This is a genomic window from Pseudomonas eucalypticola, assembly GCF_013374995.1.
GTDB classification, from domain to species: Bacteria; Pseudomonadota; Gammaproteobacteria; order Pseudomonadales; family Pseudomonadaceae; genus Aquipseudomonas; species Aquipseudomonas eucalypticola.
In genome coordinates, this window is the sequence record NZ_CP056030.1 from 5,535,126 (window position 1) to 5,557,979 (window position 22,854).

Below are 22,854 nucleotides of genomic sequence, written 5' to 3' on the forward strand. Positions count from 1 at the left end.
GTTCAGAGTCCTTCTATTGGATTTGCCGCCACATGATACGGCTCGCCGTGGTCACCGATCCTGCGGCCTCCACCAGCACCGTGAGTGTACCGCTGGAATCGTTGACGATCTTGCGCTGGCTCGCCGCCGTCGTGGAGGTCGCCGCCACACTGACAATGGCGTTCAGATCGGGAATGCCCGTGGAGATATACAGGCCACTGACCCTGGTGTCACTGGCATTGACCGAACCGTCGCCGTTGGTGTCCAGCACCGGGTAGCTCAGCAAGCTGCCGTTGAGGGCATCCAACTCGATGATGTAACCGCTGCCCTGGCTGGAACAAGGGTCGGTAGTGTCAATGTCGGCGGTGGTGAAGATCACCCTGCCAGATGTATACGCCGCTTGGTATATAACCCGGTTACCGGTCAGCAGGGTGCCGTAGACCAGCGGGATGTACCAGCCTTTCTGCGAGGTGTAGTCCGTCACATTCGAGGTGGTGGTCAGATACTGACTGCTGCCAGAGGTATAGGTGCCCGTTACTGCCTGCGCTTGCAGGTTGGACACGGTGTAATTGCCGGTGGCATTGTCGGCATCCCATACCGCATAGAACGCCTCGCTATCGGTGGTGGTCTTGTCCGTGGTTTCCAGCAGTTTGCCTGTGCCGAAATACACCATCTTGCCGCTGGTGCTGTTGGTTACCAACAAGGGCTGAGCGGTGATGGGCTGGGTGGCACCGCCCGGCGCCGTGAACAGAGGGCTACCGGAAAACGCCACCGCCCAGCTTGCTGTGGACGTACTGCTGAGGTCGAACTTCCACATGTGGCCCAACAGGTCCCCGCCGTACGCGGCCTGAACCACGTTGGAGGCATTGACCTTCAGCTTGACCGACGACAATCCATTGCTGCCGTTGCTGCTCTCCGCCACGATCTCCTTGATCAGCGCCCCGGTCGCCAGGTTTACCACGAAGAGTGATGCCACCCCCTTGGTGCTGCCATAGCCGTTTGCGATGAACGCTGCCCAGGTCCCGTCAGGCAAGCGGGCCACTTCGGGCTTGGAGTAGGCATAGCCGAGGTTCGCGAACGTGGTTGCGGTATCCGGACGCAATTCCCACAATGCCTTGGGCGTACTGCTTTTAGTCGCCGCGTCGAAGATCTGTACAGCCGTATACGCCTTTCCACCGCCGCCTGTACCGGTCAGTGCGATGGTTTTCCAGGCGCTGCTGATCTGCGCATCGAACACTGCAATCTGGCCGTCGTTGAGGAAGGTATGGGACGTGCCGTTGACATAGGTGGTATCGGCAACCTTTTCCAGCGATGGCAATGCCGTCGAGGGCATGTAGGCATAGTCGCGCACACCGGTATTGGCATTGAGTACGTTGAAGAAACCATCATTGGCATTGACCAGCAAACGAGGCGTCATGTTCGCCGACTTGATCGCCAGAAAACTCGTATAGGTAGAGTCGTTGGTCAAGTCCGACGCGGTCTGATCGGTGGCCGCCGCCAACGTCAGGGGCGAATTGATGATATCGCCCATCAGTACCGTGCGTGTACGCAGGCCAGTGACGTTAGTACCCTTGGCCCAGTTCACCAGACTGGTAGCTGTCACGCCTGACGGGACGCTGGCGGTCAAGACGGCCTGCTGCGCGCTGGAGTAGTTGGCATAGTTCATGGTAATAGGCAGCGCGGTGCTGGTGTTATACGACTCGAACGTAGGCGCCGTGGTGCCGACCGCCATGGTGGTATTGGTCGTCCAACTGGCGGTGGAGCTGATCACGCCCGCCGTGCTGATCGCGTAGGCATTGATAACCCCGCGCCAGTCGGCTGGGTCATAAAGCGTCTGGTAGTAAACAGTGCTGGAGGTCAACGTCGAAGAGTTGGTGGCGCCTGCCCCACCGGACCCGGCCTTGGAGGTGATATCGCTGAGCGCCGAAGACAGTGCTGCGGTAAGGCTGGTGCTGTCGCTGGCCTGATAGTACTTGCCATGGCCATAGCTCGCTGCATCCGACAGCATCTGGTTCGAAGAGGTAAACCCCACGGTATAGGTCAGCATGTTCTGCTTGGGGAAATCGGCCGCGTCCCAACTCTTGCCGGCGGCATCGGTGCTGGTGGTGGACGCCGCGCGCATGTCGATGTCGTAGGCGAACTTGGCGATGTCATCCAGGTAGAGCGTGTCACCCTCGCTATCACCACTCAGGTTTGCGCCGTCATTGTTGATGCCATCCCAGTTGGGTAGATTCTTGCCGCCCAGCGGGTCATTGGTAGGGAACGTACGGTCGTAGGTAGGCAGGCCATCGGTGATCACCACGCCGAAATTCTTTTGGCAGCGGTACTGAATGGGGCTCGTATAGGTGGTTGGGGAAGAGTTGTAGTAAGGCGCCATACCCCGCATGTAGCGGGTGATTTCGTAATAGGTCTCCGCCAGCGGAGTGTTGGCCACCGCCGCCAGGGCGTTGATGGAACTGACGAGGTTATTGTAGTTGGTGGTGGCCTGCGCGGTCGTGGTACTGCCGCTCACCGCCTGCAAGTCACTGATGGAGCGGGCGATATAACCACCCGGCCCGCGGTCGGCATTGGTGGGCGAGTTGAACGTGGCCAGGCCGAAACGCAGGTTGCGATTGGCAGCCACCAGCGCCGCAGACACCGTGCGGGCCACGTTGATGCGGTAGTCGGTCGGTATGGTACCGGTGGTGAAGTCGGTGTTTTTACCATTCGCCAGGTTGACCAGATAAGCCAGGTAGGCTGCCGAGTAGCGGGTGTTGCCACTGCCCACGGGGTCGGGCAGCTTCAGGCAGATAGACGCTAGCCCCAGCAGCCCGCGGTAGAAGCCATACCAGCCACTGGAGCACCCGCCGCGGTTGAGGTCGGAAATGAAAATACTGGTATCGGTCATATCCAGCGCCTGCCCGAACAGGCAATTGCTGTCGGAAGCACAGATATAGATCTGGGAAGGCGTGGCCGTCGAGTCGAAACCACTTGCCCAGATGATGCTGTTCATACTGCCCGAGTCGTCGACCAACAGCATGACATTGGGCGTCACCGCCGCCGCACTGAGCAGTGGCGATGTAGATGGGGCGAAGGCCTGTGCCGGTATTCCCACGAAGAACACCAGGCACATGCCCAGCAGCAGGCCCAGGCAGCGCCGCAGAGTCCGTTTGCTATTTCGCATACACACTCTCCAGTACCGAGCGCGGGTTGGTCAACGGCGTCGCCGCGGTGAAACCGATAGCGGTAATGCGGTACAACGAAGCACTGGTGGAACTGCTGTTGGCCGGGTCGCTGGTGGTGCCGATCATCTGTACGCCGTAGAAGCCCGTGGTGCCCACCGCCACCCAGGTAATGCCGGCGGTACCGTAGACCCCAGCGGTCGTTACCTGGTTGTAGTCGGTGGCAGGTGGCGGCGCACAGGTCGTGGTCGTAGTGCATTTGGCCAAAGTATAACCTGTGGTGGCGACTGCATTCTCACCCGCGCGCAAAGCTGCCTCGGCCGCCTGGAAGGTCGTGTTTCGGGTTTGCACGCTGCTGGCCATTTTTTCCTGCAAGGTGGCGTTGTGCATGGATGAAACGCCGATCATGGTAATCAGCAGCAACATCACCAACGCCACCAGCAGGACCATGCCTTGCTGGGAACGCTGGCTCGGGGGGAGGCAAAGGGGCGACCGCGCTTCATCGGCACCGTCCTCATGGCAAGCGGTTGCGAATAGCCGCAACGACGTTGAAGGTCTGGTTGGCCACTCGTCCATTGGGATCGGACAAGGTCAGGGTGATGCGTACACTGCGAATGTTGGCCGCGGAAGCAGGCGTTGCCGTGTAGGAAGTAATCGGGCTGCCAACGCTGGTGTCGGCAGCCATGCCAAACAGCACGCTCATGGCGGCGACGTTACTGATCAGCACCGATTGGGTAGTGCCAGACACGGTCAGCAATTGCTGGGTGGTGCTGTTGTAGGTGTAAATCACCTTGCGGATTGGCAATGCAATCATCCCAGTAGCCGTCTTGGCGCCAGCCGAAACGGTCGAAGGGCTGGTGACGCAATCGGTGAGAATGGTCCAGGTCGGCGTGGTACTGCTGCCCACATCCCCGGTGATCAAGGTCAACGTTCCAGTGGTCACGGTACCGACCGTGGTGGTCACGTAGGTGATCGGGCTCACCTGGGCGGCGATGAAATCAGCGGCGGTGGCGTCCGGCGTGACCGTCTCCACGCACCCGAACATCCCCACCATGCGAATTTCCTGCACCATCTTGCTCAACGCATAACGCGCGTCTTCTTGCATGGCCGCTGATGCATTCTGCGCCAGGTAGGTATTCTTGGCGGACACGAATATCTGCAAGACACCCAACAGGATGATCAGGCCCAGCAGTATCGCCACCATCAACTCAATCAGGCCGAAACCGGCGCAATGCTTTCTCATTGGGTCACCGTGCCGTCATTGAACGCCCTGGACACCAACGTGAACGTCTGGGTATTGGTGTTCTGATTGGCCGTCGTGGCGTTGATCGCGTTCACGCTGTTGCCCGCCCGCGCATCCCCCCATTTGATCGTGATGGTAATGACGTTGTTGGCGATGGCGATGGAGCCGTCGGCGTTGCTACTGCCACCCAGGCCGCTGTTGATATTGGTCTTGAAGTCGGACCAGTCCAGCGCCCGAGGGTCGGAGGTGGCGGTGGTGGTGGTCGCGGCCTGCGCCGAGGCCAGGGTGTAGTTGGCGCCGTTGTTGGCGCGGATGCGGTCGAGCATGTCATAGGCGATGAAACTGGCCTGGGTGCGCATGGCCGAGCTGTCGGTGTATTTCAAGGCGTTCACCTGGATGGCGGCCGCGCCCAGCAGGCCGATGGCCAGAATCAGCAAGGCCACCAGCACTTCGATCAATGAAAAGCCCCGCTGGGCGGTTTTCAGGCTCATGTACAGGTTCCGCTCAAGACGATACGACCATTGAGGCACACGCCCAGGCTGCGGGTGACAGTGCCCTGGGTGTAGGTCAGGTTGAGCGCGGACGCCGGGAAGGTCAGCCCGCCCAGGTTGTTGAATTCGATGTAGGCGGCCGTGGTGCTGAACGCCAGCTTCGCCTGGCTGGACATCCCGGGGATCACCCGCAGCGTCGTGCCGCCCGAGCTCAGGGCGATATTGAGGACGCCGGTCCAGGCCCCTGCCGTAGCAGGCGTGATGCGTACGCTCAGGCCGCGGTTGATGGCTTCGATGCGGGTGTAATTGAGGGCTTGGTAAAGGTCATTGGTTTCCGAGTCCGCCCGGTTGTTGGCGATCAGCTTGGTGTACGACGGCAGCGCGATGGCAGCCATGATGGCCAGAATCGCCACCGTCACCACCATCTCCACCATGGTGAACCCATTACGTCTTGAATCCATTTACCCCACTCCCCCGAATGCGCTTGGACTATAAACCAGCAGTGCCCGCGCTAAAGCAGCGCACAGGATATACGGTTGTTCCAGAGGGATCAGCGTTCATCTGTACGAACTCGTCACCGCGTTGCCACGCAAGGAGCCTCGGCATGCCCCAACAAGGTTTCACGCTGCTGCAGTTGTTGATAACGCTCGCCATCGCCAGTGTGTTGCTGCACCTGGCGGCCCCGGCCTATGAGGAAATGCTCGCCAGCCACCGGCGCCAGGTCATCGCCCAGGAGCTGCTGGCAAGCCTGCGGGCGGCACGTACCGACGCGGTGCTGGAGCACCGCGATGTGCTCATGCATGCCCTGGAAGGTGACTGGGCCAACGGCTGGCGGGTCATCGCCGACCAAAGTGGCAAGGGCGCCAGCGATACCGACAACCCGGTACTGCGAGTGCATCAGGGTATGCCCAGGATGCTGGTGAAGGGCAACACACCGGTACGTGAGCAAGTGCGGTTCACGGGCCAGGGTTGGGCGCTGCAGGACAACGGCGCGTTTCAGGCCGGCACCGTGCACGTGTGTGATGGAAAAACGGGAGAGAGCCATTACCAGGTGGTGGTGGCCAAGAGCGGCCGCGTGCACCTGACGAACAAAAGGGCCCAGCAGGCCCTTTGTTCAGTGCAGACCTAGATGGCCTTGACGCGCAGTTCCTTGGGCATCGAGAACGTGATGTTCTCCGGCCGCCCGTCCAGCTCTTCGGCGCCCGTGGCGCCCCAGGCACGCAGCTGCTCGATCACGCCACGCACCAGCACTTCCGGTGCCGAGGCACCGGCGGTGATACCGATGCGCTGCACGCCGTCGAACCAGCTTTGTTGCATATCTTCGGCGCCGTCGATCAGGTACGCCGGGGTGGCCATGCGCTCGGCCAGCTCGCGCAGGCGGTTGGAGTTGGAGCTGTTGGGGCTGCCCACTACCAGGACCACATCGCACTCGTCAGCCAGCTGCTTGACCGCGTCCTGGCGGTTTTGCGTGGCGTAGCAGATATCGTCCTTGCGCGGGCCGCCGATGTTGGGGAAACGCGTGCGCAGCGCGTCGATGACGCGACTGGTGTCGTCCATCGACAGGGTGGTCTGGGTGACGAAGGCGACGTTGTCGGGGTTGCGCACCGCCAGGGTAGCCACGTCCTTCTCGTCTTCGACCAGGTAGATCGAGCCGCCGTTGCTGGCGTCGTACTGGCCCATGGTACCTTCCACTTCCGGGTGCCCGGCGTGGCCGATCAGGATGCATTCGCGGCCGTCACGGCTGTAGCGCGCCACCTCGATGTGCACCTTGGTCACCAGCGGGCACGTAGCGTCGAACACTTTCAGGCCACGGCCGGCCGCTTCCTGGCGCACGGCCTGGGAAACACCGTGGGCGCTGAAGATGACAATGACGTCGTCCGGCACCTGGTCCAGTTCTTCGACGAAGATGGCACCGCGGTTACGCAGGTCTTCGACCACGAACTTGTTGTGCACCACTTCATGGCGCACGTAGATCGGCGGGCCGAAGACCTCCAGGGCGCGGTTGACGATTTCGATCGCGCGGTCCACGCCGGCGCAGAAGCCACGGGGGTTGGCGAGTTTGATTTGCATGCTGTGCCTCGTGCTTGCGCGCTGGGGCAAGGCTCAGAGAGCCTTGACCTCGATGATGTCCACTTCGAAGTTCAGGGTCTTGCCAGCCAGCGGGTGGTTGAAGTCGACGGTCACTTGCGCGTCGTCGAACGCCTTCACCACGCCGGGCAGTTCAGTATTGGCCGCGTCGTTGAAGATCACCAGCAGGCCTTCCGACAGCTCCATGTCCTGGAACTGCGAGCGTGGCATGATCTGCACGTTCTGCGGGTTGGGCTGACCGAAGGCGTTCTCCGGCGGGACCACCACGGTGCGCTTGTCACCGGCCTTGAAACCGAAGATCGCCGCCTCGAAACCGGGCAACAGGTTGCCGTCGCCCACCTTGAACACGGCCGGGGCCTTGTCGAAGGTGCTGTCGACGGTGTCACCGTTTTCCAGGTGCAGGGCGAAGTGCAGGGTCACTTCGGTGTTTTGAGCGATACGCTGCTCAGTCATGGACCGCGTCTCCGGTTTTCTTGCTCTTGAACATGTCCAGGGCCAGCATCACCGCGCCGATGGTAATGGCGCTGTCGGCCAGGTTGAACGCCGGGAAGTACCAGCGGTTCTGCCAATGCACCAGCACGAAGTCGATCACGTGGCCCAGCACGATACGGTCGTACAGGTTGCCCAGCGCGCCGCCCAGTACCAGCACCAAGGCCACGGCCAGCCAGTTTTCATGGCGGCCCAGGCGCTTGAGCCACACCAGCAGCACGGCGCTGACCACCACCGCGATCAGGGCGAACAGCCAGCGCTGCCAGCCGGAACTGTCGGCGAGGAAGCTGAAGGCCGCGCCCGTGTTGTAGGCCAGGGTCCAGCTGAAGTAGTCGGGAATGACCACCATTTGCTGGTACAGGCTCAGGTTGCTCTGGAAGTAGATCTTGCTGGCCTGGTCGAGGACCAGAACCAGCACGCTCAACCAGAGCCAACCCAGGCGCCCGAAGCGCCCGGCATCGGCCTTAGGCATAGTGACGCACCTCGCCCGCACCGCTGATGTTGTCCACGCAACGGCCGCAGATTTCCGGATGCTCGGCGTTCACGCCGACGTCATCGCGGAAGTGCCAGCAACGGGCGCACTTGGTGTAGCCGGACTTGACCACTTTCAGCTTCAGGCCCGCTACTTCAGTGACCACGGCATCGGCGGGGGCATCGACGAACGGCGCGACGCTGGCCTTGGAAGTGATCAGCACAAAGCGCAGCTCGTTGCCCAGCTTGGCAAGGTCGGTGCTCACGGCTTCGTCGGCATACAGTGTCACTTCGGCCTGCAGGTTGCCACCGATGGCTTTCGCCGCGCGCTGGTTCTCCAGTTCCTTGTTGACCGCGGTCTTCACCGCCATCACGCCTTCCCAGTACTCGCGGCCCAGCTCGAAGCCTTCCGGCAGTTCGGTGAGGCCCTGGTACCAGGTGTTGAGCATCACCGATTCGTTGCGCTCGCCCGGCAGGTACTGCCACAGCTCGTCAGCGGTGAAGGCCAGGATCGGCGCGATCCAGCGCACCAGCGCTTCGGAGATGTGGTACAGCGCGGTCTGGCACGAACGGCGCGCGGTGCTGTTGGCGCCGGTGGTGTACTGGCGGTCCTTGATGATGTCCAGGTAGAAACCACCCAGCTCCTGCACGCAGAAGTTGTGGACCTTGGAGTACACGTTCCAGAAGCGGTATTCGCTGTAGTGCTCTTCCAGCTCGCGTTGCAGCAACAGCGCGCGGTCGACGGCCCAGCGGTCGAGGGCGATCATCTCGTCGGCCGGCAGCAGGTCGGTGGCCGGGTTGAAGCCGCTCAGGTTCGAGAGCAGGAAGCGCGCGGTGTTGCGGATACGGCGGTAGGCGTCGGCGCTGCGCTGCAGGATGGTGTCCGACACGGCCATTTCGCCCGAGTAGTCGGTGGCCGAGACCCACAGGCGCATGATGTCGGCGCCCAGGGTATCGTTGACCTTCTGCGGGGCGATGACGTTGCCCAGCGACTTGGACATCTTGCGGCCGTTCTCGTCCACGGTGAAGCCGTGGGTCAGCAGTTCACGGTACGGCGCGTGGTTGTCGATGGCGCAACCGGTCAGCAGCGACGAGTGGAACCAGCCGCGGTGCTGGTCGGAGCCTTCCAGGTACAGGTCGGCACGCGGGCCGGTCTCATGGCCCATGGGGTGCGAACCGCGCAGCACGTGCCAGTGGGTGGTGCCGGAGTCGAACCACACGTCCAGGGTGTCGCTGATCTTGTCGTACTGGGCCGCTTCGGCGCCCAGCAGTTCGGTGGCGTCCAGCTTGAACCAGGCTTCGATGCCCTCGACTTCAACGCGCTTGGCCACTTCTTCCATCAGTTCGACGGTGCGTGGGTGCAGCTCGCCGCTTTCCTTGTGCAGGAAGAACGGGATCGGCACGCCCCAGTTGCGCTGACGCGAGATGCACCAGTCCGGACGGTTGGCGATCATCGAGTGCAGGCGCGCCTGGCCCCAGGCCGGGACGAACTTGGTCTCTTCGATGGCTTTGACCGCGCGGTTGCGCAGGGTGGCGCCTTCGGCAGGCTGCTTGTCCATGCCCACGAACCACTGCGCGGTAGCGCGGTAGATCAGCGGGGTCTTGTGGCGCCAGCAGTGCATGTAGCTGTGGCTGATGGTTTCGGTGTTCATCAGCGCGCCGACTTCGGCCAGCTTGGCGATGATGTTCGGGTTGGCCTTCCAGATGAACTGGCCGCCGAAGAACTCCAGCGAATCCACGTACACGCCGTTGCTCTGCACCGGGTTGAGGATCTCGTCGTTGACCATGCCGTATTTCTTGCAGGTCACGAAGTCGTCTTCACCGTAGGCAGGTGCCGAGTGGACCACGCCGGTACCGGCACCCAGCTCCACGTACTCGGCCAGGTAAACCGGCGAAGTACGGTGGTAGAACGGGTGCTGGAAGTGAATGTTTTCCAGGGCCGAGCCCTTGGCGGTGGCGATGGTGTTGCCAGTCAGGCCGTAACGGCTCAGGCAGGCTTCGACCAGTTCTTTGGCCAGGATCAGCAGGCGGTCACCGACGTCCACCAGGGCGTAGGTGAAGTCCGGGTGCACGTTCAGCGCCTGGTTGGCCGGGATGGTCCACGCGGTGGTGGTCCAGATCACGATGGCCGCGGTCTTGTCCAGGCCCGGCAGGCCAAAGGCGTCGGCCAGGCTCTGCTGGTCGGCGACATTGAAGGCCACGTCGATGGTGTCGGATTTCTTGTCCTGGTATTCGACTTCCGCTTCGGCCAAGGCCGAACCGCAGTCAAAGCACCAGTTCACGGGCTTGAGCCCCTTGAACACGAAACCGTTCTTGACCATTTCCGCCAGGGCGCGGATTTCGCCGGCCTCGTTGGTGAAGTTCATGGTCTTGTAGGGGTTGGCCCAGTCACCCAGCACACCCAGGCGAATGAACTCGGCCTTCTGGCCCTCGATCTGCTCGCTGGCATAGGCGCGGCACAGTTCGCGGGTCTTGTCGGCGCCCAGGTTCTTGCCGTGGGTGACTTCCACCTTGTGCTCGATCGGCAGGCCATGGCAGTCCCAGCCCGGCACGTACGGCGCATCGAAGCCGGCCAGGGTCTTGGAACGGATGATCATGTCCTTGAGGATCTTGTTGACCGCATGACCGATGTGAATACTGCCGTTGGCGTACGGAGGGCCGTCGTGCAGCACGAACTTGGGACGGTCCTTGCCAATTTCACGCAGCTTCTGGTACAGGCCAATGCTGTCCCAGCGCTGCAGAGTTTGCGGCTCGCGCTGGGGCAGGCCGGCCTTCATTGGGAAGGCGGTGTCCGGAAGGTTTAGCGTGGCTTTGTAGTCGGTCATTTCAGGCTCTTGGGTTAGCAGTTGGCCGATGCTCAAGGGCATGGGCTCGGGCGGCGGCGACATCCGCATCGATCGCCGACTTCAGCGCCTCAAGGGAGGCGAAACGCTGCTCATCACGCAGCTTGTGGTGGAACACCACCGTCAAACGCCGGCCATAGAGGTCACCGGCAAAGTCCAGCAAATGTACTTCCAGGTGGGCACTGCCATCACCTGCAACCGTTGGCCGCACGCCTATGTTGGCGACTCCCGGCCAGGTTGTGCCGTCGATCTCGGCGCTCACCTGGTACACCCCGGTGAACGGCACGCGACGGCGCTTGAGCTGCACGTTGGCGGTCGGCCAACCCAGTTGACGGGCCAGCTTCTGGCCGTGCAGCACCCGCCCGGCAATGCGGTACGGGCGGCCGAGCAGTTGCTCGGCCAGGGAAAAATCGGCGGCGGCCAGGGCCTTGCGCACTTGCGTGCTGCTGACCCGCACGCCATTGAGCTCCACGGTTTGCGCCGCTTCCACGGTGAAGCCCTGGACCACGCCCGCCTGCAACAGGAAGTCGAAGTCGCCCAGGCGGTCGCAGCCGAAGCGGAAGTCATCGCCCACTTCCAGGTGCTGCACGCCCAGGCCGTCGACCAGGATGGTGTCGACGAACTCGGCGGCGCTGAGCTTGCACAGGCGCTGGTTGAACGCCAGGCACAACACCCGGTCGACGCCCTCCTCGGCCAGCAGCGCGAGCTTGTCGCGCAGGCGCGCCAGGCGGGCCGGGGCGGTGTCGGGGGCGAAATACTCGCGCGGCTGCGGTTCGAAGATCACCACGCAGCTGGGTACGCCCAACTCCCGCGCACGCTCGCGCAGCCGTGCCAGGATAGCCTGGTGGCCACGGTGAACACCGTCAAAGTTGCCAATAGTGGCGACACAGCCCCGATGTTGGGGCCGCAGGTTGTGGAGGCCTCGAACCAGCTGCATAACGCGCTTCTTGCTCATAAAGTGGCCGATTATAACCACACACGGGCGCTGGCGACAGGCGCCGCTGCCTCGTGCGGGTGACTAAACCGGAAAACCGACAACTGACGCTCAGGCCAGCCCGCGACGGGCGAAATCCCGCAGCCGGAAGCCGAAAGCGAACAGCACACCGAAATACACTACCACGCCTGTCAATACCAGGGCGCCCAGGCGCAGGAAGCGCGCCAGCATCTGGCCCTCCGACCAGGCCGGCATGAACTGCATCATGCCCAGCAGCACGGCCGCCATGGCCACCACGGCCAGCAACAACTTGATGAAAAACTTCAGCCAGCCCGGCTGCGGCTGGAACATGTCCTGCTTGCGCAGCTGCCAGTACAGCAAGCCAGCGTTCAGGCAGGCACCACCGCTGATGGCCAGGGCCAGCCCGGCGTGGGCCAGGGAGCCGATGAACGCCAGGTTCATCAACTGCGTGGCGGCCAGGGTGAACATGGCGATCTTCACCGGGGTGCGAATGTTCTGCTGGGCATAAAAGCCCGGCGCCAGCACCTTGATCAGGATGATGCCCAGCAGGCCCACCGCATAGGCAATCAGCGCCCGCTGGGTCATGGAAGCGTCGAAGGCGTCGAACTTGCCGTACTGGAACAATGCCACGGTCAATGGCTCGGACAGCAGGGCCAGGGCCACGGCACAGGGCAGCACCAGAATGAAACACAGGCGCAGGCCCCAGTCCAGGATGCGCGAATACTCGTGGCGGTCCTTGTTGGCGTAGGTCTTGGCCAGGGTCGGCAGCAAGATGGTGCCCAAGGCCACGCCCAGCACACCGGAAGGCAGCTCCATCAGCCGGTCGGCGTAGTACATCCACGACACTGAGCCGGCCGCCAGGAACGAGGCGAAGATGGTGTTGATGATCAGCGAAATCTGGCTCACCGACACGCCGAGAATGGCTGGCCCCATCTGTTTCATTACCCGCAGCGCGCCCGTGTCGCGCAGGTTCAGGCGTGGCAGTACCAGCATGCCGATCTTTTTCAGGTGCGGCAGTTGGTAGAGCAACTGCGCCAGGCCGCCGGCCAGCACGCCCCAGGCCAGCACCATGATGGGTGGGTGGAAATAGGGCGTCAGGAACAGCGCGAAGATAATCTGCGCGATGTTGAGCAGCGTCGGCGTGAAGGCCGGTACCGAAAAGCGGTTCCAGGTATTGAGGATGGCGCCAACGAAGGACGACAGCGAGATCAGCAATATATAGGGAAAGGTCACCCGCAGAAGGTCGGCGGTGAGCTGGAATTTTTCCGGGGTATCAGCGAAACCCGGCGCGGTCACCCAAATGACGAATGGCGCGGCGATCATGCCCACTACCGTCACCAGCGCCAGGACCAGCGTCAGCATGCCCGCCACATAAGCGATGAATGTGCGCGTCGCCTCCTCGCCCTGCTGGCTCTTGTATTCGGCCAGGATGGGCACGAATGCCTGGGAGAAAGCACCCTCGGCGAAGATGCGCCGCAGCAGGTTGGGCAGCTTGAAGGCGATGAAAAAGGCGTCGGTGGCCATGCCGGCACCGAAAATACGGGCGATCAGGGTGTCGCGCACGAAGCCCAGCACCCGCGAGATCATGGTGATGGAGCTGACCGCGAACAGTGACTTGAGAAGATTCATCGAAAGATTTTTCTGCCTTCTGGACAAAGAGCAGCGCGAGATTGCGCGCAACTGTGCGATACTCCGCGCCGCATCAGCAGGCAGAGCCAAAACTCGCGAGTTTACAGGTCAGGCGCCAGAAGGGAATCTCTCACTTCGGCAATGACCACTCAGCGGAACGTCTCAAGCACCCTTGACAACAGATCCAGTCATCGGCATGATTCGCGGCCTATTTTGTTTGCTATTTAAAAAAGTCTTTCGAGGAGCTCGACGGTGGCCAACTCACCTTCCGCCAAAAAACGTGCAAAACAGGCTGAGAAGCGTCGCAGCCACAACGCCAGCCTGCGTTCCATGGTCCGCACCTACATCAAGAATGTAGTCAAAGCCATTGACGCAAAAGACGCCGAAAAAGCACAAGCTGCTTACGTTCTGGCCGTGCCAGTTATCGACCGTATGGCCGATAAAGGCATCATCCACAAGAACAAGGCTGCTCGCCATAAAGGCCGTCTGAATGGCCACATCAAAGCACTGGTTCAGGCTGCCGCCTAAGCTTATTGCTTGATGTACCAAAAAACCGACCCCAGGGTCGGTTTTTTGTTGCCTGCGATTCGCGAAACCATCGCAGCCTTCAGAACGAGATCAGCCCCTGAGACACCGCAATGCCAATGGCGTGCCCGCGGTTGGTGGACCCCAACTTGTGGCCCGCATTGGCAATGTGAAAATCCACCGTGCGCTCGGCACAGCCGATAATGCGGCCGATCTCCCAGCTGGTCTTGCCCACACTCGCCCACCCCAGGCATTCCGCCTCCTTATGGGTAAGACAGGATTCGGGCGAACGCTCGATCGCTACCCTGCGCTGCAACCCTTCGATCAAGTAGGGGACCAGCATGAACAACACCCCCAGGTCATCGTCGTCAGCGCCCGCCGGTCGCTCTCCATCGTCGACCGAGTGGGCCACGCTCAATGCCCCCACCCACGCCCTGTCCCGCAACGGAATGCTGACCCCATTGCGCATGCCATGAGCCCCGCACGCCTCCCAGAACTCCCGGGAGCGCCCGCGCGCCCTTCGCTGCGCACGCTCCCAGAACAATGGTTTCAAATGCTGGCGACAATGACGAACTATCGGATCCATCTCTTGATAATGTTGCGCCTCATAATGTTCCTGCCAACTTCGAGGGAAGTTGTTCAATGGCCGAGCAGGGGCGCCGCCCTTGGTCGGCCCGAATGACAATGAATAATAACGATAGCTCATGCGCTTCATGACCGCCCGCAATCGCAACTCCCAGCCCCGCTGATGCGCACGCCCTGCCAATAAAGCAAACTCGGCCAACAATGAACTTTCCAACAGACGGCCATGATTGACCGTCCGATTCAACACCCGGCTTTCCATAACATTCCCGCAATCGATATATAGATAATCAAAAGAGGGACAGCGCTATCCCCCTGACTAGACCCCCTCGACCGAGAGCGCCCGCCGTCGCGCCGGCTGCGACAGGGCGGGACAGTACGCATGGTCGCAAAACGTGTCAATGCGCCGAAACACTTTTCGAAACCAGGGGAAATGCACCCAGGCCATCTTCGGGCGCGCACCGATGCAGAACAAGGGATTACCCCTATCCCCAGCAATTACAAAGGAGCGAGACACTTTACAACAACGCGAAGTTGCGCAAGTGCCCGCACTGGACATATATAAACCGCCCACCCACCGCCACTGTACTTTCCACAAGGAAACCATCTCCATGACGACGAGCTATTAATAAGACAATCGAACTGGAACTATTACCCCTCGAACTTTATAACAGGCAATAAAAAACGGCGAGCCAGGCCCGCCGTTTTCAATGACTTGACTTGCAGCCGATCAGGGCTGCGGCCAGGGCAGAATCGGAATCGCTGTGACCGCGTTTTGCGGACTACCCTCGATAACGCGATCGCTGTAAACCAGGTACACCAAGGTATTACGCTTTTTGTCGAAGAATCGCACCACCTGCATGGTCTTGAAGACCAGCGAGGTCCGCTCCTTGAACACTTCCTCGCCATCCTTCAGGTCATCAGGCAGGTGGATAGGCCCCACCTGCCGACAGGCGATGGATGATTCGGCGCGATCTTCGGCCAACCCGAGGCCGCCTTTGATGCCACCGGTCTTGGCGCGAGACAGGTAGCAGGTCACGCCCGGCACCTTGGGGTCGTCGAATGCCTCCACGACGATACGGTCGTTGGGGCCGACGAACTTGAACACCGTCGACACCTGGCCGATCTCTTCAGCCGAAGCAAGTAGCGGCAGGACCAGCAGCAGGCCCAGCATTCCCTTGATCGCACGCATGGTTAACCCTCAGACCAGAATCAGATTGTCGCGGTGCACCAGTTCCGGCTCGGCGATGTAGCCCAGCAGGTTTTCGATGGCCTCGGAAGATTGGCCGATGATTTTCTGTGCCTCGGCAGCACTGTAGTTGGCCAGGCCGCGGGCCACTTCCTTGCCGTCCGGCCCCAGGCACACCACCATTTCACCGCGACGGAACGCGCCCAGCACACCCTTCACACCCACCGGCAGCAGACTCTTGTGCCCTTCCAGCAGCGCCTGCACGGCGCCCGCATCCAGGGTCAGGGTACCGCGCGTCTGCAGGTGGCCGGCCAGCCACTGCTTGCGCGCCGCCAGCATGCCGCGCTCGGGCGACAACAGGGTGCCCAGACGCTCGCCGGCCTTGAGGCGGTCCAGCACACGCTCCAGGCGCCCACCGACGATGATGGTGTGGGCGCCGGAACGCGCAGCCAACCGCGCAGCGCGCAGCTTGGTCTGCATGCCGCCGCGCCCCAGGGCGCCGCCGGTACCGCCCGCAACGGCATCCAGGGCAGGGTCATCGGCCCGCGCTTCGTAGATCAATTGGGCATCCGGGTTGTTGCGCGGGTCGGCGTCGAACATGCCGTCGCGGTCGGTGAGAATCACCAGCAGGTCAGCCTCCACCAGGTTGGCTACCAGAGCCGCCAGGGTGTCGTTATCGCCGAAGCGGATTTCGTCAGTGACCACGGTGTCGTTTTCGTTGATGACCGGGATCACCCCCAACTCCACCAGGGTACGCAGGGTGCTGCGTGCATTGAGGTAACGTTTGCGGTCGGACAGGTCGTCATGGGTCAGCAGGATCTGCGCCGTGTGGCGGCCATGCTCGGCGAAACTCGACTCCCAGGCCTGCACCAGGCCCATCTGGCCAATGGCGGCTGCGGCCTGCAGTTCATGCATGCCACTGGGGCGCTTCGCCCAGCCCAGGCGGCTCATACCAGCCGCCACGGCGCCCGAGGACACCAGCACCAGCTCAACGCCCGCCTCGTGCAAGGCCACCATTTGCTCGACCCACACGCCCATGGCGGCACGGTCCAGGCCCTTGCCGTCTGCTGTCAGCAACGCGCTGCCGATTTTCACGACCCAGCGCTGCGCACCTGTCACCTTGCTCCGCATGTTCTTCCAACCTATGCCCGGGAGAAATTATTCGTAGAAACCAAAACGCCGCTCCCAGGGGAGCGGCGCTGTAGTTTACTACGGGCAGATCGGCGGCGCCTGCTTCCCGAACTTCGCGCGGCCTCCACAAGAGACTGCAGGGCGAAGCTCGGGAAAACGCGCCACACCAGTCAATCGCGCACGTAGATGACCTCCGGGCCGTCTTCGGCGTCCTCTTCATCCCAGAAGCCGTCGTCTTCGCCGATGTCGTGCACGCTCTTGACGCCGGTACGGCGCAGGGCGCGGGCATCGTCCAGGGCTTGCAACTGGGCACGCGCCTCGTCTTCGATGCGCTGGTCCAGGTCGGCCAGCTCGGCCGCGTAGGCCGGGTCGTTGGCCAGGCGGTCGGCACGGTCTTCCAGGTAGCGCATCAGGTCACGGGTCAGGCGCTCGGTGCCTTCTTTGGCGATAGCCGAGATCACATAGACCGGGCCTTCCCACTCCAGGCGGTCGACGATTTCCTTGACGCGCTCTTCGTGCTCTTCTTCCAGGATCTGGTCGCACTTGTTCAGCACCAGCCAGCGCTCACGCTCCACCAGCGACGGGCTGAACTTGGTCAGCTCGTTGACGATGACCTCGGCCGCGTCAGCCGGGCTGGTTTCGTCCAGCGGCGCCATGTCCACCAGGTGCAGCAGCACACGGGTACGCGCCAGGTGTTTGAGGAAGCGAATCCCCAGGCCAGCACCATCGGAGGCCCCTTCGATCAGGCCAGGGATGTCGGCGATGACGAAGCTCTTCCAGCGGTCAACGCTGACCACGCCCAGGTTTGGCACCAAGGTGGTGAACGGGTAGTCGGCAACCTTCGGCTTGGCGGCCGATACCGAACGAATGAAGGTGCTCTTGCCGGCATTCGGCAAGCCCAGCAGGCCCACGTCGGCCAGCACTTTCATTTCCAGCTTCAGGTCGCGCTGCTCGCCCGGCTTGCCTGGCGTGGTCTGGCGCGGCGCACGGTTGGTGCTGGACTTGAAGCGGGTGTTGCCCAGGCCGTGCCAGCCGCCATGGGCAACCAGCAGGCGTTGGCCAGCCTTGACCAGGTCGCCAATGACCTCCTGGGTGGCTGAGTCGATCACCGTGGTGCCGACCGGCACGCGCAGCTCCAGGTCTTCACCCTTCTTGCCGGTGCAGTCGGTGCTACCGCCATTCGAACCGCGTTCGGCGTCGAAGTGGCGGGTGTAACGGTAGTCCACCAGGGTGTTGAGGTTTTCGTCGGCGACCATGTAGATCGAACCGCCGTCACCGCCATCACCGCCGTTGGGGCCACCGTTCTCGATGAACTTTTCACGGCGGAAGCTCATGCAACCATTGCCGCCGTCGCCCGCTTTCACGCGGATGGATACTTCATCAACAAATTTCATGAAAAACGCCTCTCGCCTTACGGACGAGCCAAAAAAAGCAAAGACATAAGGCTCTTGCAAAAATGAGCATGGCGGACCCCATTAACGATACTCGCGCCAGCGGCCCAGGCAACAGCTTTGCAAGAGACTCACCCCACAAACGAAAAAGCCCCGTCGCAAGACAGGGCTTTCCCAGCGAACTCGCGATTAGGCCGCGACTACGCTCACGTAACGACGACCGAAGGCGCCTTTTACTTCGAACTTGATCACGCCTTCGACTTTAGCGAACAGAGTGTGATCTTTACCCATGCCAACGCCGTAGCCAGCGTGGAATTGGGTGCCGCGCTGACGCACGATGATGTTGCCTGCTTTGATAGCCTGGCCGCCATACATCTTCACGCCAAGGCGTTTGGCTTCTGAGTCGCGACCGTTACGGGTACTACCACCAGCTTTTTTGTGTGCCATGAGTCAATTCTCCTAGTGAGGAATTAGGCTGAAATTAAGCCTGAATACCGGTGATTTTGATCTCGGTGTACCACTGGCGGTGGCCCATGCGCTTCATGTGGTGCTTACGACGACGGAACTTGATGATACGAACCTTGTCGTGACGACCTTGGGAGATCACTTCAGCCACAACGGTAGCGCCAGCAACAACGGGGGCGCCGATGTTGACGTCGTCGCCGTTGGCGACCAGCAGAACGCGATCAAAGGTCACGGATTCGCCAGTGGCGACTTCCAGTTTCTCGATCTTCAGGTACTCACCCGGGGCGACTTTGTACTGCTTGCCACCGGTAACAATTACTGCGTAAGACATGGTATTTCTCCGATAATCCTGCTCACCCAGCTCTTTATAAGTAGAGTGTCGGCTGGCATGGCTGCATGGGGTGGAACGACCCAAATGCAATTGCGTAAGGCAGGTGCTGCCCAGGAAGTTCAGGGTGCGCGATTGTACGCAAGCCCCGCCCCGCTTGCAAGTGGCCGTCCATCGCGCCTTGACAGGGCGGGACCCGCGACCTAGCATGCCGCGCATCCCTTCTGGAGCACCTGTCGCTGATGCAACCCCAAGCTTTCTACCGCGCGGTGGCGGACGATTTCAACGCCGTCGACGTCATCATCAAGAAGCAACTGACTTCGCGCGTACCGCTGGTGTCGAAAATCGGTGACTATATTACGTCAGCCGGGGGCAAACGTCTGCGCCCGCTGCTGGTGCTGCTGTGTGGCAAGGCCCTGGGCCGCGAAGGCGACGAGCTGCGCCTGCTGGCCGCCACCATCGAATTCCTGCATACCGCCACCCTGCTGCATGACGACGTGGTCGACATGTCGGGCATGCGCCGTGGCCGCTCCACCGCCAACGCCATGTGGGGCAACGCACCCAGCGTCCTGGTAGGTGACTTCCTGTACTCGCGCTCGTTCGAGATGATGGTAGAACTGGGCTCCATGCCGGTGATGCGCATCCTGTCCCAGGCTACCCGCGTGATCGCCGAAGGCGAAGTGCTGCAACTGTCCAAGGTGCGCGACGCCAGCACCACCGAAGAAGTGTACATGGAAGTCATCCGCGGCAAGACCGCGATGCTCTTCGAAGCCTCTACCCACAGCGCCGCGGCCCTGGCCGAAGCGACGCCGGAACAGGCCGAGGCCCTGCGCACCTTCGGTGACCACCTGGGCGTGGCTTTCCAACTGGTCGACGACCTGCTGGACTACAAGGGCGACGCCGAGACCCTGGGCAAGAACGTCGGCGACGACCTGGCCGAAGGCAAGCCGACCCTGCCACTGATCTACACCATGCGCGAAGGCACCGCCGAGCAGGCCGCCCTGGTGCGCAAGGCCATTCAGAAAGGCGGGATCGAAGACCTGGAAAGCATCCGCGTTGCCGTGGAAGCCTCCGGCGCCCTGGAATACACCGCCCAGCTGGCGCGCGACTACGTCAAGCGCGCCATCGCCTGCCTTGATGCCCTGCCGCCCAGCGAATACCGCGACGCACTGGTTGAGCTGAGTGAGTTCGCCGTAGCGCGCACCCACTGATACCGAGTCGCCTGCTTTCCGGGCTTCGCCCAGCCCCACAGTGGAACGCATTTCCTCGTGGGATCTGGCGCAGCTCGGGAAAGCCTCCCCCGCAATTCCCCCGCCTGCGATAAAAACCCTATATAATCTGCGCCTTTATTTTGCCCACCCGCCGAGGAACCCGCGTGAGCACTCTGCCTGCCTGCCCCAAATGCAATTCCGAATACACCTACGAGGACGGCACCCAGCTGGTGTGCCCTGAATGCGCCCACGAGTGGTCGGCCAGCGGCGAAGCCGAGACGGGCGGCAATGACGCGGTGAAAAAGGATGCGGTAGGCAATGTGCTGCAGGATGGCGACACCATCACCGTGATCAAGGACCTCAAGGTCAAGGGCACCTCCCTGGTGGTCAAGGTCGGCACCAAGGTCAAGAACATCCGCCTGTGCGACGGCGATCATGACATCGACTGCAAGATCGAGGGCATCGGCCCGATGAAATTGAAGTCCGAGTTCGTACGCAAAGTCTGATCTGACGAATGGTCGCGAGGCTGCCCGGCGCGGCCTGCGGCCCCTGATCTTTCCCTGAATGGAAAAAATCCTCCAATAGAGCCTTGCTATTCCTTGAATAAGAATTATTCTCATTGAACGCTTTCAAGGAGAACTGACATGACTTATTTGATCGATGCCTGGCTGGACCGCCCTCACCCTTACCTGCGCATATTGCATCGCGAAACCGGCGAAGTGTGTGCGGTGCTGGAGGAAGAGGCACTGGATGAACTGCGTGACCAGGGTGACCTGGACCTGTCGGGGCTGAGCTCCAGCGAGCCCATCGTGCTCAAGGAACTGGTGCGAAACCTGTTCCTGTTCTGCTATGCCCGAGCGTTGCGCCCGGTAAGCAGCCTGCATTGAAGCGGCTGACCCGATGTGCAGCGGCTGCCGCCAGGCGGCGTCCGGGCGCCCGTGACGCGGCCTGACGGCCACTGCTACACCTCTGCAGTGCTTACAGTACGTCCAGCAGCTCTACGTCGAATACCAGCACGCTGTGCGGCGGGATGCTGCCAACGCCCTGGGCACCGTAGGCCAGTTCGCTTGGCACGTACAGACGCCATTTGCTGCCGGCGTTCATCAGTTGCAGCGCTTCGGTCCAACCGGCGATCACGCCGCTGACCGGGAATTCGGCCGGCTGGCCACGCTCATACGAGCTGTCGAACACGGTGCCGTCGATCAGGGTACCGTGGTAGTGGGTGCGCACGCTGTCGTCGCGCGATGGCTTGGCGCCTTCGCCAGCGGTCAGCACTTCGAATTGCAGGCCCGATGCCAGGGTGGTGATACCCTCGCGCTTGGCGTTTTCGGCCAGGAACGCCAGGCCAGCGCCAGCGGCGGCTTCAGCTTTGGCAGCCGCTTCGGCTTGCATGATGTCACGGATAACCTTGAAGCTGGCAGACAGGTCTTCCTGGCTGACACGGCTAGGCAGGCCATTGAAGGCATCGGTCAGGCCGGCCAGGATGGCGTCCAGGCTCACACCCGGTGGCGGGTTGTCGCGCAGCTGGTCGCCCAGTTGACGGCCAATGCCGTAGCTTACGCGCGTTTCGTCGGTGGACAGGTTTACTTCGGACATCTCGGTGCTCCGCTGCAGGGCCCGTCAGCGAGCAGGCGAATACCACCGCCTGCCGTCCCGGGCCCAAACCAAAAGGGCGAGCAGACTAGCACACTGAGTACGTCAGTTCAGCTTGTGGCGTCAGTGGCGCGAGCGGAATGAGATAGGCACGCGCAGATCTTCCTCGGCGCTGTCGCCCAGGCCGCACATCTCGTCATGCACCGAACCGTGGATCAGGTGAAACGGCACCTCCGGCAATTGCCGCAGCAGGTCGCGGGCATGCTCGACCGAACGCAGGTGCATGGCGTGGCCACTGGCGTCGTTGAGCGGGTGGGATTTGCCATGCATGCGCGCTTCGAGCAAGTAGATACCGCCTTCCAGGGATATCAGGTTCAGCTCGTCGATCAGACCGGCATGGGCGTGGGTGGTCAGTTCCTGAACATTCATGACTGCACCTCGAATGGGTCGAATGGCTTCAACACTTCATTCTTCGTACAGCAGCGGGCAAAGCACAAGGCAGCTGCCGCGCCGCTGGTCCGATTGGCGCCGCTCAGTGCTTGGTCAGCTTGTCCAGGTAGCCCATGGCGAAGGCCGAGATCACGAAGGTCATGTGAATGATCACATACCATTTCAAGTACTCAGGCTCGATATTGCGGGCGTCCATGAACATGCGCAGCAGGTGAATGGACGAGATCGCGACAATGGAGGCGGCCACCTTCATTTTCAGCGAGCTGGAGTCCATCTTGCCCAGCCAGCTGAGCTTTTCCTGGCCTTCGTCCACGTCCAGCTGGGACACGAAGTTTTCGTAGCCCGACAGCATCACCATTACCAGCAACCCGCCGACCAGGGCCATGTCGATCATCGACAGCAGCACCAGGATCAGGTCCGCCTCGCCCATGGAGAACACATTGGGAATGACGTGGAAAACCTCTTGGAAGAACTTCAGCGCCAGGGCGAGCAGGCCCAGCGACAAGCCGACGTAGATGGGTGCCAGTAGCCAACGAGAGGCGTACATGGTTTTTTCGATAAAGCGTTCCATTGAAAACTGTACCTGGCGGGTAGAAATCGGGGCGCCGATTATACCCGCCAGGTCACCGCACCGCCTCCT

The 22,854-nt window shown here is 61.7% G+C and carries 25 protein-coding genes; 5 read left to right on the forward strand and 20 right to left on the reverse strand.

What is annotated here, in order from left to right; genetic code table 11:
* Positions 1-13 precede the first annotated feature (13 nt).
* The 5 genes from HWQ56_RS24745 to HWQ56_RS24765 all read right to left on the reverse strand — a co-directional run bounded on the left by HWQ56_RS24745 (position 14) and on the right by HWQ56_RS24765 (position 5,335).
* On the reverse strand, positions 14-3,142 hold the full coding sequence (locus tag HWQ56_RS24745) for a pilus assembly protein (RefSeq protein WP_158153808.1): 3,129 nt from the start codon (positions 3,140-3,142) through the stop codon (positions 14-16).
* A complete protein-coding gene (locus tag HWQ56_RS24750) occupies positions 3,132-3,566 on the reverse strand; it encodes a pilus assembly PilX family protein (protein ID WP_245217804.1) in 435 nt (144 codons plus the stop codon). Before HWQ56_RS24750 ends, HWQ56_RS24745 begins: the two co-directional genes overlap by 11 nt.
* An 88-nt stretch (positions 3,567-3,654) precedes the next feature.
* Positions 3,655-4,383, reverse strand: coding sequence for a PilW family protein (locus HWQ56_RS24755; RefSeq protein ID WP_158153809.1), 729 nt, complete (start codon positions 4,381-4,383; stop codon positions 3,655-3,657).
* Positions 4,380-4,874, reverse strand: a complete 495-nt coding sequence (gene pilV, locus HWQ56_RS24760; RefSeq protein ID WP_158153810.1) for a type IV pilus modification protein PilV — start codon at positions 4,872-4,874, stop codon at positions 4,380-4,382. The genes HWQ56_RS24755 and pilV overlap by 4 nt, the downstream gene beginning before the upstream one ends.
* On the reverse strand, positions 4,871-5,335 hold the full coding sequence (locus tag HWQ56_RS24765; RefSeq protein ID WP_158153811.1) for a GspH/FimT family pseudopilin: 465 nt from the start codon (positions 5,333-5,335) through the stop codon (positions 4,871-4,873). The genes pilV and HWQ56_RS24765 overlap by 4 nt, the downstream gene beginning before the upstream one ends.
* A 143-nt stretch (positions 5,336-5,478) precedes the next feature.
* Between HWQ56_RS24765 and HWQ56_RS24770 the strand changes: the two genes are divergently transcribed.
* Positions 5,479-6,003, forward strand: coding sequence for a GspH/FimT family pseudopilin (locus HWQ56_RS24770; protein WP_176571993.1), 525 nt, complete (start codon positions 5,479-5,481; stop codon positions 6,001-6,003).
* Here the strand turns inward: HWQ56_RS24770 and ispH are convergent.
* The 6 genes from ispH to murJ all read right to left on the reverse strand — a co-directional run bounded on the left by ispH (position 6,000) and on the right by murJ (position 13,349).
* Positions 6,000-6,944, reverse strand: coding sequence for a 4-hydroxy-3-methylbut-2-enyl diphosphate reductase (gene ispH, locus HWQ56_RS24775; protein ID WP_158153813.1), 945 nt, complete (start codon positions 6,942-6,944; stop codon positions 6,000-6,002). The genes HWQ56_RS24770 and ispH overlap by 4 nt on opposite strands.
* A 33-nt stretch (positions 6,945-6,977) precedes the next feature.
* Positions 6,978-7,415 carry an FKBP-type peptidyl-prolyl cis-trans isomerase gene (gene fkpB, locus HWQ56_RS24780; protein ID WP_008371575.1) on the reverse strand — a complete coding sequence of 146 codons (438 nt, stop codon included), beginning with the start codon at positions 7,413-7,415 and terminating at the stop codon, positions 6,978-6,980.
* On the reverse strand, positions 7,408-7,923 hold the full coding sequence (gene lspA, locus HWQ56_RS24785; protein ID WP_158153815.1) for a signal peptidase II: 516 nt from the start codon (positions 7,921-7,923) through the stop codon (positions 7,408-7,410). The genes fkpB and lspA overlap by 8 nt, the downstream gene beginning before the upstream one ends.
* Positions 7,916-10,747: an isoleucine--tRNA ligase gene (gene ileS, locus HWQ56_RS24790; RefSeq protein ID WP_176571994.1), complete on the reverse strand. Its 2,832-nt coding sequence runs from the start codon at positions 10,745-10,747 to the stop codon at positions 7,916-7,918. The genes lspA and ileS overlap by 8 nt, the downstream gene beginning before the upstream one ends.
* A gap of 1 nt (position 10,748) precedes the next feature.
* Positions 10,749-11,702 carry a bifunctional riboflavin kinase/FAD synthetase gene (gene ribF, locus HWQ56_RS24795; RefSeq protein ID WP_158153817.1) on the reverse strand — a complete coding sequence of 318 codons (954 nt, stop codon included), beginning with the start codon at positions 11,700-11,702 and terminating at the stop codon, positions 10,749-10,751.
* 108 nt (positions 11,703-11,810) lie between these two features.
* Entirely contained in the window at positions 11,811-13,349 is a 1,539-nt protein-coding gene (murJ, locus tag HWQ56_RS24800) for a murein biosynthesis integral membrane protein MurJ (protein WP_176571995.1), read from the reverse strand.
* Between the two features lie 252 nt (positions 13,350-13,601).
* Here murJ and rpsT point away from each other — a divergent pair, with 252 nt between their 5' ends.
* On the forward strand, positions 13,602-13,877 hold the full coding sequence (gene rpsT / locus HWQ56_RS24805; protein WP_027981210.1) for a 30S ribosomal protein S20: 276 nt from the start codon (positions 13,602-13,604) through the stop codon (positions 13,875-13,877).
* Between the two features lie 79 nt (positions 13,878-13,956).
* Here the strand turns inward: rpsT and HWQ56_RS24810 are convergent, their stop codons facing one another.
* The 6 genes from HWQ56_RS24810 to rplU form a co-directional block, all read right to left on the reverse strand.
* Complete coding sequence (locus HWQ56_RS24810) at positions 13,957-14,718, reverse strand: LuxR family transcriptional regulator (protein ID WP_158153819.1); 762 nt, start codon at positions 14,716-14,718, stop codon at positions 13,957-13,959.
* Between the two features lie 468 nt (positions 14,719-15,186).
* Entirely contained in the window at positions 15,187-15,648 is a 462-nt protein-coding gene (locus HWQ56_RS24815; protein WP_158153820.1) for a CreA family protein, read from the reverse strand.
* Positions 15,649-15,657: 9 nt separating this feature from the next.
* Positions 15,658-16,776, reverse strand: coding sequence for a glutamate 5-kinase (gene proB / locus HWQ56_RS24820; RefSeq protein ID WP_158153821.1), 1,119 nt, complete (start codon positions 16,774-16,776; stop codon positions 15,658-15,660).
* A gap of 170 nt (positions 16,777-16,946) precedes the next feature.
* On the reverse strand, positions 16,947-18,170 hold the full coding sequence (cgtA, locus tag HWQ56_RS24825) for an Obg family GTPase CgtA (RefSeq protein ID WP_158153822.1): 1,224 nt from the start codon (positions 18,168-18,170) through the stop codon (positions 16,947-16,949).
* A gap of 186 nt (positions 18,171-18,356) precedes the next feature.
* A complete protein-coding gene (gene rpmA, locus HWQ56_RS24830) occupies positions 18,357-18,614 on the reverse strand; it encodes a 50S ribosomal protein L27 (protein WP_003281574.1) in 258 nt (85 codons plus the stop codon).
* A gap of 34 nt (positions 18,615-18,648) precedes the next feature.
* Positions 18,649-18,963, reverse strand: a complete 315-nt coding sequence (gene rplU / locus HWQ56_RS24835) for a 50S ribosomal protein L21 (protein ID WP_007950961.1) — start codon at positions 18,961-18,963, stop codon at positions 18,649-18,651.
* A gap of 239 nt (positions 18,964-19,202) precedes the next feature.
* Here rplU and HWQ56_RS24840 point away from each other — a divergent pair, with 239 nt between their 5' ends.
* From HWQ56_RS24840 to HWQ56_RS24850, 3 genes are all read left to right on the forward strand, one after another.
* On the forward strand, positions 19,203-20,171 hold the full coding sequence (locus HWQ56_RS24840) for a polyprenyl synthetase family protein (protein ID WP_158153823.1): 969 nt from the start codon (positions 19,203-19,205) through the stop codon (positions 20,169-20,171).
* A gap of 164 nt (positions 20,172-20,335) precedes the next feature.
* The gene (locus tag HWQ56_RS24845) at positions 20,336-20,677 is read left to right on the forward strand and encodes a zinc ribbon domain-containing protein YjdM (RefSeq protein ID WP_158153824.1); all 342 of its coding nucleotides are present in this window, start codon (positions 20,336-20,338) and stop codon (positions 20,675-20,677) included.
* A gap of 138 nt (positions 20,678-20,815) precedes the next feature.
* On the forward strand, positions 20,816-21,058 hold the full coding sequence (locus HWQ56_RS24850; protein WP_158153825.1) for a PA4570 family protein: 243 nt from the start codon (positions 20,816-20,818) through the stop codon (positions 21,056-21,058).
* Between the two features lie 91 nt (positions 21,059-21,149).
* Here the strand turns inward: HWQ56_RS24850 and bamJ are convergent, their stop codons facing one another.
* The 3 genes from bamJ to HWQ56_RS24865 form a co-directional block, all read right to left on the reverse strand.
* The gene (gene bamJ / locus HWQ56_RS24855) at positions 21,150-21,767 is read right to left on the reverse strand and encodes a BamJ family beta-barrel-assembly machinery protein (RefSeq protein ID WP_158153826.1); all 618 of its coding nucleotides are present in this window, start codon (positions 21,765-21,767) and stop codon (positions 21,150-21,152) included.
* A 120-nt stretch (positions 21,768-21,887) separates the two neighbouring features.
* Positions 21,888-22,193 carry a DUF6482 family protein gene (locus tag HWQ56_RS24860; RefSeq protein WP_158153827.1) on the reverse strand — a complete coding sequence of 102 codons (306 nt, stop codon included), beginning with the start codon at positions 22,191-22,193 and terminating at the stop codon, positions 21,888-21,890.
* A gap of 103 nt (positions 22,194-22,296) precedes the next feature.
* The gene (locus HWQ56_RS24865) at positions 22,297-22,785 is read right to left on the reverse strand and encodes a TIGR00645 family protein (protein ID WP_008371599.1); all 489 of its coding nucleotides are present in this window, start codon (positions 22,783-22,785) and stop codon (positions 22,297-22,299) included.
* Positions 22,786-22,854: the final 69 nt, after the last annotated feature.

Excerpts from the sequence above, each read along its gene's own strand:
- HWQ56_RS24745 (WP_158153808.1), bottom strand. The coding sequence starts at position 3,142 with ATGCGAAATAGCAAACGGACTCTGCGGCGCTGCCTGGGCCTGCTGCTG.
- HWQ56_RS24750 (WP_245217804.1), bottom strand. The coding sequence starts at position 3,566 with ATGTTGCTGCTGATTACCATGATCGGCGTTTCATCCATGCACAACGCC.
- HWQ56_RS24755 (WP_158153809.1), bottom strand. The coding sequence starts at position 4,383 with ATGAGAAAGCATTGCGCCGGTTTCGGCCTGATTGAGTTGATGGTGGCG.
- pilV (WP_158153810.1), bottom strand. The coding sequence starts at position 4,874 with ATGAGCCTGAAAACCGCCCAGCGGGGCTTTTCATTGATCGAAGTGCTG.
- HWQ56_RS24765 (WP_158153811.1), bottom strand. The coding sequence starts at position 5,335 with ATGGATTCAAGACGTAATGGGTTCACCATGGTGGAGATGGTGGTGACG.
- HWQ56_RS24770 (WP_176571993.1), top strand. The coding sequence starts at position 5,479 with ATGCCCCAACAAGGTTTCACGCTGCTGCAGTTGTTGATAACGCTCGCC.
- ispH (WP_158153813.1), bottom strand. The coding sequence starts at position 6,944 with ATGCAAATCAAACTCGCCAACCCCCGTGGCTTCTGCGCCGGCGTGGAC.
- fkpB (WP_008371575.1), bottom strand. The coding sequence starts at position 7,415 with ATGACTGAGCAGCGTATCGCTCAAAACACCGAAGTGACCCTGCACTTC.
- lspA (WP_158153815.1), bottom strand. The coding sequence starts at position 7,923 with ATGCCTAAGGCCGATGCCGGGCGCTTCGGGCGCCTGGGTTGGCTCTGG.
- ileS (WP_176571994.1), bottom strand. The coding sequence starts at position 10,747 with ATGACCGACTACAAAGCCACGCTAAACCTTCCGGACACCGCCTTCCCA.
- ribF (WP_158153817.1), bottom strand. The coding sequence starts at position 11,702 with ATGCAGCTGGTTCGAGGCCTCCACAACCTGCGGCCCCAACATCGGGGC.
- murJ (WP_176571995.1), bottom strand. The coding sequence starts at position 13,349 with ATGAATCTTCTCAAGTCACTGTTCGCGGTCAGCTCCATCACCATGATC.
- HWQ56_RS24810 (WP_158153819.1), bottom strand. The coding sequence starts at position 14,718 with ATGGAAAGCCGGGTGTTGAATCGGACGGTCAATCATGGCCGTCTGTTG.
- HWQ56_RS24815 (WP_158153820.1), bottom strand. The coding sequence starts at position 15,648 with ATGCGTGCGATCAAGGGAATGCTGGGCCTGCTGCTGGTCCTGCCGCTA.
- proB (WP_158153821.1), bottom strand. The coding sequence starts at position 16,776 with ATGCGGAGCAAGGTGACAGGTGCGCAGCGCTGGGTCGTGAAAATCGGC.
- cgtA (WP_158153822.1), bottom strand. The coding sequence starts at position 18,170 with ATGAAATTTGTTGATGAAGTATCCATCCGCGTGAAAGCGGGCGACGGC.
- rpmA (WP_003281574.1), bottom strand. The coding sequence starts at position 18,614 with ATGGCACACAAAAAAGCTGGTGGTAGTACCCGTAACGGTCGCGACTCA.
- rplU (WP_007950961.1), bottom strand. The coding sequence starts at position 18,963 with ATGTCTTACGCAGTAATTGTTACCGGTGGCAAGCAGTACAAAGTCGCC.
- HWQ56_RS24840 (WP_158153823.1), top strand. The coding sequence starts at position 19,203 with ATGCAACCCCAAGCTTTCTACCGCGCGGTGGCGGACGATTTCAACGCC.
- HWQ56_RS24850 (WP_158153825.1), top strand. The coding sequence starts at position 20,816 with ATGACTTATTTGATCGATGCCTGGCTGGACCGCCCTCACCCTTACCTG.
- bamJ (WP_158153826.1), bottom strand. The coding sequence starts at position 21,767 with ATGTCCGAAGTAAACCTGTCCACCGACGAAACGCGCGTAAGCTACGGC.
- HWQ56_RS24860 (WP_158153827.1), bottom strand. The coding sequence starts at position 22,193 with ATGAATGTTCAGGAACTGACCACCCACGCCCATGCCGGTCTGATCGAC.
- HWQ56_RS24865 (WP_008371599.1), bottom strand. The coding sequence starts at position 22,785 with ATGGAACGCTTTATCGAAAAAACCATGTACGCCTCTCGTTGGCTACTG.